This window comes from Epibacterium sp. HA2-3 (genome assembly GCF_055693725.2).
On sequence record NZ_CM172490.1, the window covers coordinates 147,501 to 162,088 of the forward strand.

12 protein-coding genes, 1 tRNA gene and 2 rRNA genes (1 of these 15 only partly in view) are annotated in these 14,588 nt (G+C 57.5%); 5 read left to right on the forward strand and 10 right to left on the reverse strand.

All coding sequences use genetic code 11. From position 1 onward, the window contains the following. The 3 genes from ACZ1HH_RS00695 to ACZ1HH_RS00705 all read left to right on the forward strand — a co-directional run. Positions 1 to 2,550 (forward strand): 23S ribosomal RNA (locus ACZ1HH_RS00695); it begins 283 nt to the left of the window's first position. 153 nt (positions 2,551 to 2,703) lie between these two features. Continuing rightward, positions 2,704 to 2,818, forward strand: a 5S ribosomal RNA gene (rrf, locus tag ACZ1HH_RS00700). A gap of 51 nt (positions 2,819 to 2,869) precedes the next feature. Further along, a tRNA-Met gene (locus ACZ1HH_RS00705) sits at positions 2,870 to 2,946 on the forward strand. Between the two features lie 82 nt (positions 2,947 to 3,028). Here ACZ1HH_RS00705 and ACZ1HH_RS00710 read toward each other — a convergent pair. The 8 genes from ACZ1HH_RS00710 to ACZ1HH_RS00745 form a co-directional block, all read right to left on the reverse strand. Beyond that, complete coding sequence (locus ACZ1HH_RS00710) at positions 3,029 to 3,415, reverse strand: response regulator (RefSeq protein ID WP_472637043.1); 387 nt, start codon at positions 3,413 to 3,415, stop codon at positions 3,029 to 3,031. Next, positions 3,406 to 4,575 (reverse strand): sensor histidine kinase, encoded by a 1,170-nt coding sequence (locus tag ACZ1HH_RS00715; RefSeq protein WP_472637044.1) that lies wholly within the window; start codon positions 4,573 to 4,575, stop codon positions 3,406 to 3,408. The genes ACZ1HH_RS00710 and ACZ1HH_RS00715 overlap by 10 nt, the downstream gene beginning before the upstream one ends. Positions 4,576 to 4,577: 2 nt before the next feature. Then, entirely contained in the window at positions 4,578 to 5,222 is a 645-nt protein-coding gene (locus tag ACZ1HH_RS00720) for a PP2C family serine/threonine-protein phosphatase (protein WP_472637045.1), read from the reverse strand. After that, positions 5,207 to 5,629 (reverse strand): anti-sigma regulatory factor, encoded by a 423-nt coding sequence (locus ACZ1HH_RS00725; RefSeq protein WP_011537507.1) that lies wholly within the window; start codon positions 5,627 to 5,629, stop codon positions 5,207 to 5,209. Before ACZ1HH_RS00725 ends, ACZ1HH_RS00720 begins: the two co-directional genes overlap by 16 nt. Continuing rightward, positions 5,626 to 5,982: an STAS domain-containing protein gene (locus ACZ1HH_RS00730; protein WP_011537508.1), complete on the reverse strand. Its 357-nt coding sequence runs from the start codon at positions 5,980 to 5,982 to the stop codon at positions 5,626 to 5,628. Before ACZ1HH_RS00730 ends, ACZ1HH_RS00725 begins: the two co-directional genes overlap by 4 nt. A 2-nt stretch (positions 5,983 to 5,984) precedes the next feature. After that, entirely contained in the window at positions 5,985 to 6,881 is an 897-nt protein-coding gene (locus ACZ1HH_RS00735; protein WP_472637046.1) for a protoglobin domain-containing protein, read from the reverse strand. 231 nt (positions 6,882 to 7,112) lie between these two features. Next, the gene (locus tag ACZ1HH_RS00740; RefSeq protein WP_472637047.1) at positions 7,113 to 8,537 is read right to left on the reverse strand and encodes a DUF6880 family protein; all 1,425 of its coding nucleotides are present in this window, start codon (positions 8,535 to 8,537) and stop codon (positions 7,113 to 7,115) included. A 100-nt stretch (positions 8,538 to 8,637) separates the two neighbouring features. After that, the gene (locus tag ACZ1HH_RS00745) at positions 8,638 to 8,949 is read right to left on the reverse strand and encodes an ETC complex I subunit (protein ID WP_011537511.1); all 312 of its coding nucleotides are present in this window, start codon (positions 8,947 to 8,949) and stop codon (positions 8,638 to 8,640) included. A 196-nt stretch (positions 8,950 to 9,145) separates the two neighbouring features. Here ACZ1HH_RS00745 and uvrB point away from each other — a divergent pair, with 196 nt between their 5' ends. After that, the gene (gene uvrB / locus ACZ1HH_RS00750) at positions 9,146 to 11,338 is read left to right on the forward strand and encodes an excinuclease ABC subunit UvrB (RefSeq protein ID WP_011537512.1); all 2,193 of its coding nucleotides are present in this window, start codon (positions 9,146 to 9,148) and stop codon (positions 11,336 to 11,338) included. 21 nt (positions 11,339 to 11,359) lie between these two features. Here the strand turns inward: uvrB and dgt are convergent, their stop codons facing one another. Then, the gene (gene dgt / locus ACZ1HH_RS00755; RefSeq protein ID WP_472637048.1) at positions 11,360 to 12,727 is read right to left on the reverse strand and encodes a dGTP triphosphohydrolase; all 1,368 of its coding nucleotides are present in this window, start codon (positions 12,725 to 12,727) and stop codon (positions 11,360 to 11,362) included. Positions 12,728 to 12,802: 75 nt separating this feature from the next. Further along, positions 12,803 to 13,843 carry an NAD(P)/FAD-dependent oxidoreductase gene (locus tag ACZ1HH_RS00760; protein WP_472637049.1) on the reverse strand — a complete coding sequence of 347 codons (1,041 nt, stop codon included), beginning with the start codon at positions 13,841 to 13,843 and terminating at the stop codon, positions 12,803 to 12,805. A 58-nt stretch (positions 13,844 to 13,901) separates the two neighbouring features. On the opposite strand from ACZ1HH_RS00760, the gene mnmC2 reads away from it, so the two are divergent. After that, positions 13,902 to 14,585 carry a tRNA (5-methylaminomethyl-2-thiouridine)(34)-methyltransferase MnmC2 gene (gene mnmC2 / locus ACZ1HH_RS00765; protein WP_472637050.1) on the forward strand — a complete coding sequence of 228 codons (684 nt, stop codon included), beginning with the start codon at positions 13,902 to 13,904 and terminating at the stop codon, positions 14,583 to 14,585. Positions 14,586 to 14,588 lie beyond the last annotated feature (3 nt).

The following is a 14,588-nucleotide window of genomic DNA, read 5'->3' on the forward strand; positions in this document are numbered from 1 at the left end:
AGTAGCGGCGAGCGAACGGGAACCAGCCGAGCCTGATGAGTGACTAGAATGTGTTGGGAAGCACAGCCATAGCGGGTGACAGCCCCGTATAGGAAGCTCTGAGGGACGTATTAAGTAGGGCGGGACACGTGAAATCCTGTCTGAAGATCGGAGGACCACCTCCGAAGGCTAAGTACTCCTTACTGACCGATAGCGAACCAGTACCGTGAGGGAAAGGTGAAAAGCACCCCGACGAGGGGAGTGAAACAGTACCTGAAACCGAACGCCTACAATCAGTTGGAGGCTCCTTGCGAGCTGACAGCGTACCTTTTGTATAATGGGTCATCGACTTGGTCTTACGAGCAAGCTTAAGCCGTTAGGTGTAGGCGCAGCGAAAGCGAGTCTTAATAGGGCGCATGAGTTCGTGGGATCAGACCCGAAACCGAGTGATCTAGGCATGACCAGGATGAAGGTGCGGTAACACGCACTGGAGGTCCGAACCCACACCTGTTGAAAAAGGTCGGGATGAGTTGTGCCTAGGGGTGAAAGGCCAATCAAACTCGGAGATAGCTGGTTCTCTGCGAAATCTATTTAGGTAGAGCGTCATCCGAATACCCCGGGGGGTAGAGCACTGGATGGGTAATGGGGCCCCACAGGCTTACTGATCCTAACCAAACTCCGAATACCCGGGAGTACTAGATGGCAGACACACTGCGGATGCTAACGTCCGTAGTGGAGAGGGAAACAACCCTGACCTCCGGCTAAGGCCCCTAATTCATGGCTAAGTGGGAAAGCAGGTGGGATGTCCAAAACAACCAGGAGGTTGGCTTAGAAGCAGCCATCCTTTAAAGATAGCGTAACAGCTCACTGGTCTAAATAAGACGTCCTGCGGCGAAGATGTAACGGGGCTCAAGCCATGAGCCGAAGCCGAGGATGCACATAGTGCATGGTAGCAGAGCGTAGTGTGACATAGAACAGCTCCTCCTTAGACCCCTCGGGGTCATTGGAGGAACAGTTCTTTCGATGAAGCGGGCGCGTGAGCGATCCCGTGGAGAGATCACTAGCGAGAATGATGACATGAGTAGCGACAAAGAGTGTGAGAGACACTCTCGCCGAAAGTCCAAGGGTTCCTGCTTAAAGCTAATCTGAGCAGGGTAAGCCGGCCCCTAAGCCGAGGCCGAAAGGCGTAGGCGATGGGAACCAGGTTAATATTCCTGGGCCAGGAGGATGTGACGGATCATGAAGGTTGTTCGCCCTTATCGGATTGGGCGGGCCGCTGATTGGTCCCTGGAAATAGCCCTCCATCAGACCGTACCCTAAACCGACACAGGTGGACTGGTAGAGAATACCAAGGCGCTTGAGAGAACGATGTTGAAGGAACTCGGCAAAATACCTCCGTAAGTTCGCGAGAAGGAGGCCCGGGTCCTACGCAAGTGGAATCCGGGGGCACAAACCAGGGGGTGGCGACTGTTTATTAAAAACACAGGGCTCTGCGAAGTCGCAAGACGACGTATAGGGTCTGACGCCTGCCCGGTGCCTGAAGGTTAAAAGGAGGGGTGAGAGCTCCGAATTGAAGCCCAGGTAAACGGCGGCCGTAACTATAACGGTCCTAAGGTAGCGAAATTCCTTGTCGGGTAAGTTCCGACCTGCACGAATGGCGTAACGACTTCCCCGCTGTCTCCAACATCGACTCAGCGAAATTGAATTGCCTGTCAAGATGCAGGCTTCCCGCGGTTAGACGGAAAGACCCCGTGCACCTTTACTACAGCTTCGCACTGGCATCAGGATTGTGATGTGCAGGATAGGTGGTAGGCATCGAAGCAGGAACGCTAGTTCCTGTGGAGCCATCCTTGAGATACCACCCTTCGCACTCTTGATGTCTAACCGCGGTCCCTTACCGGGATCCGGGACCCTGCGTGGCGGGTAGTTTGACTGGGGCGGTCGCCTCCTAAAGCGTAACGGAGGCGCGCGAAGGTGGGCTCAGAGCGGTCGGAAATCGCTCGTTGAGTGCAATGGCAAAAGCCTGCCTGACTGCGAGACTGACAAGTCGAGCAGAGACGAAAGTCGGCCATAGTGATCCGGTGGTCCCGAGTGGAAGGGCCATCGCTCAACGGATAAAAGGTACGCCGGGGATAACAGGCTGATACTGCCCAAGAGTCCATATCGACGGCAGTGTTTGGCACCTCGATGTCGGCTCATCTCATCCTGGGGCTGGAGCAGGTCCCAAGGGTACGGCTGTTCGCCGTTTAAAGAGGTACGTGAGCTGGGTTTAGAACGTCGTGAGACAGTTCGGTCCCTATCTGCCGTGGGTGTAGGATACTTGAGAGGAGTTGCCCCTAGTACGAGAGGACCGGGGTGAACGATCCACTGGTGGACCTGTTATCGTGCCAACGGTAGTGCAGGGTAGCTATGATCGGAAAGGATAACCGCTGAAGGCATCTAAGCGGGAAGCCCCCCTCAAAACAAGGTATCCCTGAGGGCCGTGGAAGACCACCACGTCAATAGGCCGGAGATGTAAGCGCAGCAATGCGTTCAGTTGACCGGTACTAATCGCCCGATTGGCTTGATCTGATCCAGTAAAAGACAGCCAAAAACCAAAAAGCAAAAACAAAACTTGGACAACCCGTTGACCCTCATAAAAGGGTCAACACGTTGATCTCCTGAAAAAAAGGACGATCAATACGTTGATACCCTGAGCAAAAACTCAGTTGGGTTCTTATTCGGTTTGGTGGCCAAAGCACAAGCGAAACACCCGGTCCCTTCCCGAACCCGGAAGTTAAGCGCTGTTGCGCCGATGGTACTGCATCTTAAGGTGTGGGAGAGTAGGGCACCGCCAAACCTAATAAGAACCCAAATAAATCCTCTCTAAACAAAAAAACAAAACAAACAACGCGGGATGGAGCAGCCAGGTAGCTCGTCAGGCTCATAACCTGAAGGTCGTAGGTTCAAATCCTACTCCCGCAACCAAATCAAAACAAATATCATCACGTCAAAGCCGCCCAACGGGCGGCTTCTCGCGTTCAAAAAACCGAAAAACAACGCACAATGGTCACGAGAGCTCGGAAACAAGTTGGTCCAGCATATCTCGTCCCAAGGGCTTCGACAGAAACCAGCCGACAGACGCAAATGACTCAGCCTTGCGTGCATCCGCGGGATTGCTTGACGTCGTCAAAAGAGCAACTTTTACTGGCGGTTGCGCCTGGCTCAACTTCTCATCGACAATCTCCAGGAACTCAAAGCCGTTCATTCGGGGCATGTTGATGTCCAGAAGAATAAGCTCCGGTAGCCTGTCACACCGCTCAAGCTCCTCAATCGCCGACTCGGCATAAGAGTAGAGTTCGAGCGAATTGACCTTGCCAGAGCGCTCGACCACACGCTGCAGCATCTTGCGGTCCAACATGTCGTCGTCGATTGCATAGATCTTGGTTAATGCCATGTATCAACCTCCTCGCTTTCGAGAGAGAAGCTGAATATAGTCCCTTGCCCCTCGACGGATTCGACTTCGATGTCACTGTTATGATTATTTGCCACGCGTTTACATAATGCTAACCCAATGCCGGATCCTTCAAAATCGCTGTAAGTGTGAAGCCTTGTGAACAGGTTAAAAATCCGGGCATGGCAGTCTGGTGGCATGCCGATGCCGTTGTCGGCAATCGAAATCAAAACCCGGCCAGTCTCTGCGGTGGGTCCCGCTGAGATCTCGACCCTTAAGGGGCGAGAGGCATCGCGGTAGGTCAGTGCGTTTGATAGGAAATTTCGCAGCATGATAGCCAGTTGAAACGCGCTTCCGCGCACGACCGGGAGATGGGAGCATGAGATATCGGCTTGTGCTTCGTCGATCGCGTGGCGCATATCAGACAGGGCGTCGTGGCACAGTTGGTTCATGTCGACCAATTCCCGTTCAAGCGTGTCTCCAACGACTTGCGAGTATTGCAATACATCATCGATCAGACGCTTCATGCGCTCTGCTGTCAGCGATGCATCCGATACGAGGTCTGCGCATTCGGATTCGCTGTCTGGTGGCAGTTCCTCTCGGATAGCATCGAGAAGCATGCCTATCGTGTTGATCGGAGATTTGAGGTCATGAGACAGCGCGTAGGAAAACTCTGATGTTTCCTTGTTGGTCTGGAGGAGCAAGCGATTGGACTGCTCCAGCTCCTCCGCCCTCTCTCGCAACTCTGCGGTGCGTTGGCGAACTTGAATGTCGAGGTCGCTGCGTTGTCGAGACAGCTCAAAGGTGGCGGCGCGCAGATCTTCCTCTATGCGCCGTCGCTCCGTGACTTCTTCTTTGAGGCGCGCAACATTGTTTTGGTACCCATGGATGGCCATATCAAACACTGAGACCCCTTCGAGATAAAAGTCCAATGCGCGTTCATAAAGGTTGCTCCCCGGACCGGATTGCTCGAGAAGCTTGAAAAATGCTGCATGATGGAGACACCCAAAATCTGCGAGGGACATGCTGGCAGCAAGACCTTCCCGGGCAAAGGCATATGCTTCGATCAAAGCCTCCTCGGAGCCGGTGTTGCAATATGTCACAAAGGCGGTTTCGTATTGTTCGGCCCAGGCCTCTGTGACCTCACTCTCGAGCATCGACATTGTCATGTCCCCTCCTGTGTCCAGGAGAAGGTCGCCAACGTCCGATCATCATTGTCACGGCCGAAGTCATTGAAGCAGCTATCGGCAAACTCACGCGGGGCTTGGTCATTGGGGTGTCTTTCACGAAAACTGCGAGAAACGCCATCCGTACAAAGTGCGAGCATGGACGTGGGCGGCCATGCATGTTGTTGCGGTGTGATTCCGGTGAAATAGTGACCGAGAGTGCCACCCCGCTGCATCATGCTGATCGTACGACTGCTGGTGGGTTCAGTGGGATAGATACAGCCCTCAATGTCGCCGACAGCAGCCCATTCCAGAAAACCCTGGCCCAAGAAAAACTTGACCAGGCCCAGAGCAGCGCCGCGCGTACTGGTAAGCTGCGTGTGACAAGTTTCAAACAATGACGGCAAATCCATGTCATCCGACGCGGCAAGGATCCGGAGGCATGCGCTGGAGGCGTCATGCGCCAACTGACCACTCCCAACGCCATCGGCCAACGCAAAGAGCAGCGTGTCCTCGTCGCGTTTCAACAGGTAGCCGTCCCCATTCAATGCGCCATCGGTTTTGGTGGCCTGCGCGATGCACCAATGCAAAGACGCAGCCCTGGTCGTGGCATGAATCACGCCATCGGTCAGATGCGAAGCCATTTTACCGCCGTCACCGTAACACCGTCTCCGGGCGCGGATTGCAGCTGAAATTCGTCGACAATCCGCTTTGTCCCCGGCAAGCCCAAGCCGAGACTATTACCCGTAGAAAAGCCATCAATCATGGCGGACTCTATGTCCGCAATACCCGGTCCCTCGTCATGAGCCACAACCTGAATGCCCACGTACCCTGGCTTTTGAAGTTTTCCGAGCTCGATCCCTCCCTTTCCGGCATAGTTTACGATGTTGCGCGCCAACTCGGATATCGCGGTGGCGATGAGCGCCTGATCGGGGCGCGAAAACCCCATCTCAGCCGCCATCTTGCGCCCATTGCTGCGCGCGGTGACCACGTCGCGATCATCCTCGATCTCCAACTGAACCAGGTCAGTTTCGGTGAGAATGGCGTTCATGGTCTGGCTTTCAGAAGTTCGATGCCATGGTCGAGATCAAGTGCTGTTGGCACGCCTTCCAGCGACAGGCCCAGGAGAACCATGGCCATGGCCACTTCGGGCTGAATGCCAACAATGACCATTTGGGCTCCTCTCAAGCGGACCGCTGCCGCGATTTCGGACAGTGTTCTTGTTCCAAAGCTATCGAGGACGTCAAGCAAGCTGACATCGACGATAACGTTTCGCGCCTTCTTGGCGGCGACCTCATCCAGAATACGGGCCTGCAGATCAAGGATCTCACTATCTGACAACTCCTCCTGGATCGAGGCGATGAGCAACTCTCCTTGACTGAGGATCGGGACACGCAATGCCATCTTTAGCCGTCCAAAAGCGCTTCTGCCGTTTCGATCCCACGCTGAAGGTCGCCGGCTGGGTTCAGGGTTTCACCGGTGACGCCGAGCTTCACGAGGGATTGAGCGACATCCGAACTTATGCCCGTCAGGACAGAATGTGCGCCCATCAGGCGGGCAGCGCCCATGGATTGAATCAGGTGGTTTGCAACAGCGCTGTCGACGGCGGGGACGCCCGTTATGTCAAGCACCACCGCGCGAGCGCCGACCTTGCTGATTTCGTCCAGCATGCGAGACGTCAGTAGTCTGGCACGGTGGCTGTCGAGGGTACCGACGACCGGCACCAGAAGAAGGCCCTCGCGCATCTTGAGCACCGGTACCGGCAGTTCGCTGATTTCCCGTTCCCGATCCTCAATGGTCTGTTCCCGAGCCTTGGCAAAGGCCTCAATTGTCAAAGACTTGTGGCACGCTGCAATCCTGTGAAGCGACAAAAAGATCTCAATCGCTTCATCTTTGTTTTTTGCTTCCCTTTTTACGATGTCACAAATTCTATCGTAAAAATAGGAATAAGCGCCCATGTAAAAACTTGGGGAAACGCCAAATCGCTCGTTGAAAATGCCAGCATTCTTTCGCGTTTGGAAATAATCTTCGCCCAATCCGGCGTCCACAAGCTCAAGGAAGTGCCTTTTTTGCTCTTCTTTTATGAGCTCAAGGCTGTTTTTGTCCTGTATTTTCGACGCCGAATGATCAAAGCCGCCAGCGCGTTCATAAAAGTCGTTGATAATCTCATCAATATTATCGCGCACGAGAGGTTCGAGCGCAGATACGCGGGTGCGATCTTCAGCCGATACATCAAACCAGCCAAATGCATCATTCATTCCAGTGGTGTCTTCGGAAATCGTGGACGAAATAATCTGTGACATACAGCGACCTCATATCGTTGCCCCAATATTATGAAGTGTTCCTTATATTTGAGTAAACGACTCTTGAGGATGCTATTCAATCAATAGTTGTTTGATGCAGCGTGGATTTTCTGAATGAGCTTTTGGAGAGACTGTTTTTAAATGGCAGACTGTACCGCGATGACACTGCCCTGACGCATGCGGCGGGCAGTGGGGCGCGGCATGCATAACCTTCTATGAGGCTGGGCGTATCTAACTCAGCCGCCCCCAAAAGCCCGATTTGCGCGCATGTGCTTTTTGCAAGTCGCGCAGATACGCGCCATGGGGCGGGTGGCCCCTGTAATCTGAAATCTGGGCGTCCTCCGTTTCACAGGCGGTCAGTTGACGCGCCGCATGGCGATAGCGCGCAGTGCGCGCCTCGGTGAGCGTGTCATCAATCATCGCGCGCCACAGAAGCACCGCCGGCAGGGGGAACTCCGCACGAAGCGCTTCGGCAAGCGGCGCAAGGCACGTAAAGGTCTCGCCATCGATCTCAGGATGGCGTGCCAGGATCAGTTCTGAGGCCAAGCTGAGATCGGGGGCATCAAGGCAATAGCCCAGGGCGACTTCGATGGGAGCAAAGGTGAGTACATGTTGACGTGCCTGCTCTGCGGCTTCGATGTCGTCAAAATCTGGCAGGCGCTTCAGGTATTGCCGCAACGCGCGGGGGCAGAGCCGTCTCTCGAACCGGGCCCAAAGGGCAGACCTCAGATCCTCCTGCCGCCCCAGCGCCTCAAGGCAGGCAAAATGCGCGTCGTCCAGATCCGCTTTGTCGTGCCAGAGATCCCCATTTGGCAAAGCCTGTTCGATGAGAGCCAGTGCTTCCTCCGCACGCCCCGCATCGAGCAATCGCGCGCTTGCTTCGGGTGCGATCGCATCATGCGTGAGCTCCTCGGGTGCATAATGCGAGAGCCAGGCGTCCACATCGCCTCTCAGGTCAGCAATATCCAGCAAAAGCATCTCGCTGGCACGGTCGCGCGCGTTGCGCGCGCGGTCTTCGCGCTGTTGCGGATCGGTGATATAATCAAACAACAAGAGATCCGCGTCCGACAGAGGGGCTTCTCGTGCGCGCTCGGCGAGGGTCTCCAACCGCGCCAGTCCACTTCCTCCCAAAGCTTCTGCAAGCGCCTCTACGGTTGTATCAAACACGCCGTATGAATCTGTTGAGACAGCCTCGAAAATATCATCAGCCAAGGCAACAGGGTCACGGGTAAGCGACGACGAGAGACGCGTGACTGCCGCCATTGCCTCCTGCATGACGTTGGCAATCACGCCCTGACTATCGTCGGTGCGATCAAGGATATCATTCGCCAAGTGTAGCTGCGCCCAAAGAAGATCAAACGCGAGGTCCGGCGCGTGCGGTGCAATCCTGGCTTCGATCAGTTGGGTGTGGTTCGCAAGTTCCTTGGCGAGGGTCTTTTGTGTCTTGCGCGAGATAAAACTGCGCGCCCGCCGGATCGAGGCAAAGCGTTTGCGCACATCGGCGGCAACCGTTTCGGGACCTTGATTGGCGGCGAGGGCCATCCGCACGCGCCTCTGCCGCGCTGCGTCTCCTTTGACGCTCTCTAGCAGAAGATCTGCGAGCGTCTCGGCTCCCAGTGCTACAAGGTTGTTTTTATTCAACGCTTTGCCAGCCATATGGACCCCACCTCCAGATATGGAAAAAGCGCCCGTGGGGCGCTTTGTTGTTTGGATCTGACGGCACATCAAGAATGAGCGTGCTCTGTCTATGAGGGACTTAGTGCGTCCAAGGGCCGCGTCTATTGGTGGCGAAGTTTTCTCCGTAACCACCTGCCCGCAGATTGGGCTTGCGGGTCTTGGGCTCGTGTACTTCGACTTCGATGCCGTGGTCATCGGCGTATTCCAGTGCCTCTTCCTTGGTATCGAATTTGAGACGCACCTGGCTCTGGGTGTCGGAGGACGACGTCCAGCCCATCAGCGGATCAACCTCGCGCGCATCCGCAGGGGCGTATTCCAGCACCCATTTCCGCGTCTTGGCCATACCAGAGGTCATGGCGTTTCGAGCTGGCCGGTAAATCCGCGCACGCATGGCTGTCTCCTCAAGAAGATTCCTTTGCATCTATATGCGACGGATGATGGGGCGCGGCAAGGTCGCAAATATCGCTCATTCAACAGAGGTTGTATGTCGGCCACCCTGCCGGGAGGAGCGGGGATGTTTGACTTGTCCCTTGAAGTGGAACAAAAACGGACCAAACTCTGTCTGCGTGCCCGACAAGGAGTCGCCGATGCCTTACGCTCATTCCGACAAGACCCTGCCGATGATGGCCGATCGCGCCCCGGAGCGGCGCGAGAAGCTTGAAGGTGGGAAGAAATTCGTCATGCAGACGGCCTTTTCTCCGGCAGGCGACCAGCCCACCGCAATTGCCGAATTGAGCCAGGGTGTGCTCGATGGAGAACGCGATCAGGTGCTGCTTGGGGCGACTGGCACCGGCAAGACCTTCACCATGGCCAAGGTGATTGAGGAAACCCAGCGCCCCGCCATCATCCTTGCGCCCAACAAAACGCTGGCAGCGCAGCTTTACGGTGAGTTCAAAGGGTTCTTTCCTGACAACGCGGTCGAGTATTTCGTCTCATTCTACGATTACTATCAGCCCGAGGCCTATGTGCCACGTTCGGACACCTACATCGAGAAAGAAAGCCAGATCAACGAGCAGATCGACCGGATGCGCCATTCGGCCACGCGGGCCCTGCTGGAGCGCGACGATGTTATCATCATCGCCTCGGTGTCCTGTATCTACGGTATCGGTTCGGTGGAGACCTATTCCGCGATGACGCAGGATCTGATTGTCGGGCAGGACTATGACCAGCGCCAGATCATGGCGGATCTGGTGGCGCAGCAGTACAAACGCAACGATCAGGCGTTTCAACGTGGCGCGTTCCGGGTGCGCGGCGACACGCTGGAGATTTTCCCCGCTCACCTTGAGGACCGGGCTTGGAAGCTGTCGTTTTTTGGCGAGGAACTGGAATCGATCACCGAGTTTGACCCGCTCACCGGCGAGCGTACCGGGAGCTTTGAGAAAATCCGCGTCTACGCGAATTCGCACTATGTGACGCCAAAGCCGACGCTCAATCAGGCGGTGATTTCGATCAAGAATGAGCTGCGCCAGCGGCTCGACAATCTGGTGAGCGAAGGCAAGCTTCTGGAAGCGCAGCGGCTGGAGCAGAGGACCAATTTCGACATCGAGATGCTGGAGGCCACCGGGCATTGCAATGGGATCGAGAACTACTCGCGCTATCTGACGGGACGCGCGCCGGGAGAGCCACCGCCAACCCTGTTTGAATTCATCCCCGACAACGCCATCGTGTTTGCGGACGAGAGCCACGTCTCCGTGCCGCAGATTGGCGGCATGTACAAAGGCGACCACCGCCGCAAGATGACGCTGGCGGAACATGGTTTCCGTTTGCCGTCCTGCATGGACAACCGGCCTTTGAAGTTCGAAGAATGGGACGCGATGCGCCCGCAGTCGGTCTTTGTATCGGCCACGCCTGCGGCATGGGAAATGGAGCAATCCGGCGGCGTGTTTGCGGAGCAAGTCATCCGACCAACCGGCCTACTCGATCCAGAGGTCGAGATCCGTCCGGTGGGGATGCAGGTGGATGACCTCCTCGATGAAATCCGCGATGTCACCGCGCGGGGATACCGGACGCTGGCCACAGTTTTGACCAAACGCATGGCAGAAGATCTCACAGAGTATCTGCACGAACAGGGTATCAAGGTGCGCTATATGCACTCGGATATCGACACCATCGAGCGCATCGAGATCCTGCGCGATCTCCGACTTGGGGCCTTTGACGTTCTTGTGGGGATCAACCTGCTGCGCGAGGGGCTCGATATTCCCGAGTGTGGATTGGTGGCCATTCTGGATGCGGACAAGGAGGGCTTCCTGCGCTCTGAAACCTCGCTCATCCAGACCATCGGTCGGGCGGCGCGAAACTCCGAGGGCAAGGTCATCATGTACGCGGATCGTATCACCGGCTCGATGGAGCGCGCGATCGCTGAAACCAACCGCCGTCGTGAAAAGCAGATCGCCTACAACGAAGAACACGGTATCACGCCGGAGACGGTGAAGAAGAATGTCGATGACGTTCTGGCCGGGCTCTATGAGGGCGACACGGACATGTCCCGCGTCACCGCCACCATCGACAAACCCTTGCATGGTGCCAATTTCGAGGCTCATCTTGATGGTCTGCGCGAGCAGATGCGTAAGGCGGCAGAGAACCTCGAATTCGAGGAAGCCGCACGCCTGCGCGATGAGGTCAAGCGTTTGGAGGCGGTGGATCTGGCGATTGCGGACGACCCGCTGGCGCGCCAGTCTGCTGTCGAAGCCGCCGCCGAAGAAGCGACCCGCACGCGCGGTCGCTCCACCGCGGGCAAGGCCGGACAGCGTGGCGGCAACGTGAAGCGCAGGGGGCGGTAACTCCCCCGCAGGCCCGTTGGATCAGCTTGGCACCTGACCGGTGATCATATCGCGCACGCGGATCGCGTAGCGGTCGGTCATGCCGGATACAAAATCCGTCAGCGCATGGGCAGCCGTGTAGTCGTCGGTCACGCCGCGCAGGTCGAGATCCACAGCGCGCACCAGCTGGGTCCAGTAGCCATGTTCCTTGAGCAAGCGCTCCGCATCCCAGTCGCAGGCCTTTAGGGCCACAAACAACGCGTGGAACTCGTCGAGGATCGTGAAGATCACTTTGCGTCCCACCACTTCGAGCGCAGTTTTACGTTGGGCGGTGAAAATGCGCGCGTTTGAGATCTCTTTCAGCCGGGCAAAGGTGGCAGCCTTGCTCGACACTTCCATCAGCCCATCATTGAAGGTGCCGTCCATGATGGCATCGTAGTGTTCAAGAAACGCCTCAACCGCGCTGTCGATTGCAGCGCCAATCGCCATCGCGCGCTGCATGCCGGTGCGTTCGCGCAGGGTCATTTCTGGCTCGGGCGCGCGGTTGGGCTTGCCGGTGATCTCTTCGAGGATTTCAGAAACCACCTCGCTCCCGAGGTCTCCCACGGTCGCCGCGTCTTCGAGGTCGAGAATGCGATAGCATATGTCATCTGCCGCCTCGACCAAGAACGCCAGCGGGTGACGGCGCCACCACCGCTCGCCAGAAGGGGTGCGTTCCTGGGGCAGGCCAAGGGCGCTTGCGACTTCGGCGAAAAGCGCTTCTTCGCCGGCAAAGCAGCCAAACTTCTTTAGGCCCACATAGCTGTCCTGCGCATCGGCGGCGGCACTGGCCGTGCAGGGATATTTCGCAAATGCGCCGAGCGTTGCATATGAGAGCCGCATGCCTCCCTCGCGCCGCGCCATCTCCAGCCGGGACACGATCCGAAAGCCCTGCGCGTTGCCTTCAAAGGCTTCAAACTCAGCGCGGTGCTCGGGCGCGATGCCCGCAGCGATGCCGGTCCCTGTACCATTGTTGGCGGCAAATTGCTGCTCAAACCACGCACCGATGCTGGCTTCGCCGGAATGCCCAAAGGGCGGATTGCCAATGTCATGCACCAGACAGGCCGCCTGCACAGTGCCCGCCATTACATGCTGCAGCCCGTCCTCGAGCCGACTATCGGCCACCAGCGCCTCACCGACCTGAATTCCAAGGGAGCGCCCGACCGAGGAGGTCTCCATCGAGTGGATCATCCGGTGGTGGACGTGATCATGGTCATAGAGAGGATGGACCTGCGTTTTCTGCGCCAGACGGCGGAACGGCTCTGAGAACAAGATGCGGTCGTAGTCCTGCAGATAGGCGGGACGGTTGGGTTTGTCGGCGTAGTCCGGACGACACAGCCGTCTTGGGTTCAGCAGTTGTGTCCATTCCATCCGTGATCTCTCCTGCGCCGTGGGTTTGGGTCTAGAAACCCACATGTGGGGGAAATTGCAACCGATCCCGTGGGATCAGAAATTGTCCGAAACGCGAAAGCCCTCGGGGATGGTGTCATTTCCATCAAGGAGCAGGTCCGCCATGACCTCGGCGACCTTTGGCGCCATCCCAAAACCGATCTTGAAGCCGCCATTGGCAATGAAATGACCGTCACGGCCCGGGTATTCGCCCAGCATCGGGGCGCGCGTGCGGGCGCGGGGACGTACCCCGGCCCAGCGTTCCAGCACTTTGGCTCCCGCCAGTTGCGGCATGGCAGCAATCGCCCGAGAGATCACCTGATCTAGCTGTGCGTCTGGCTCGTCGGGGTGGAGGAACTCGCGCTCGCTGGTTGATCCAATGGCAAGGGTTCCATCCGCATGTGGGATGATATGCAACCCGTCGGCATAAAGCTGGGGCACGTCGCCCGCGTCATAGGCCAAAAGCGCGGCCTGGCCCTTGACGCCTGTGCCCACAAGGCGCGGCGACAGGGCATTCAGATCCAGTAGCCCCTGATAGCCGGTGGCATGGACAACCTGTCCCTCGTCGCGCCCATCGCCTTCGACCTCTATGCCGCCTGCACGCAGAGCCGCGACCAATGCGGCGCAGGCACGGCGGGGATGCATGCGCGCAGAAAGCGTGTCGTGGATAACCATGCCGGTCGGGCTTGGCGGGCACCATGCAGCAAAATCCGTCGCGGGGCGCACCTCCCAGATGGCGTTGTCCTGCCAGAGCTCGGCAGCGGTTTCACGGCGTGCATGAGCCAGTTCTAGCGCGCGGTCATCGCTGATCGGTTGCAATCGGCCCAGTCGCCCATACCCGGCAGAGATGCCGCCCGTCGCTTCAACTTCAGCCCAGAACCCTCCGGCCATCAACAGACTATCAAGCTGAAAGGCTTTCTTCGGGTTCCAGTTTTCCGGCACATGCGGCGCGAGGGCTCCAACGAGTCCGCCGCTCGAGCCTGCACCGGGGCCCGCAGGGTCGATCACCTGCACCCGTGCGCCACGCCGGTGGCAGGCCCAAGCAATCGAGAGCCCAAAGATCCCAGCGCCGCGCACGGTGATTTCAGCAGTTGCCATTTCCATGACCTTTCGTCAGGTTCGCCCTCGTGTCATGTCCCACCTAAAGGAATTCGCGATGGCAGACCAGCAGGCACGGCTGAGCTGGCGAGAAGGCGATCTGCCTGTCTCCGATCAGTTCGACGATCCTTATTTCTCGCTGCAAAACGGACTTCTGGAGACAGAGCACGTCTTTCTGGCGGGCAATGACCTGCCCGCACGCTTCGGGCCGGGGTTTCATATCGCGGAACTTGGCTTTGGCACCGGGCTCAATATGCTGGCTGCCTGGCGCGCCTGGGAAGAAAGCGGACAAGACACGCCGCTGCACTTCACCAGCTTTGAGGCCTTCCCGATGACGCCAAGCGATATGGCGCGCGCGCTCGAGGCTTTTCCTGCCGTATCCCCCTGGGCAGACCGGTTTTTGGCAAAATGGTCCGGCGGCGGGCGTTGTGATCTGGGCAGTTTGCAGCTCAACGTGATCCTCGGAGATGCCCGCCAAACGCTGCCAGCATGGTCAGGTGCGGCGCATGCCTGGTTTCTGGACGGGTTTTCGCCCGCCAAGAACCCGGAGCTCTGGCAAGAGGATCTGATGCAGGCTGTTGCCGACCACACCGCGGCGGGTGGGACCGCTGCAACCTATACTGCCGCAGGGTTCGTCCGTCGCGGCTTGGAGACGGCAGGTTTCACGGTTGAGCGCAGCCCCGGTTTTGGCCGCAAGCGGCATATGACACGCGCGGTACTGACCCCCGCAGCAGAGGACTGACCC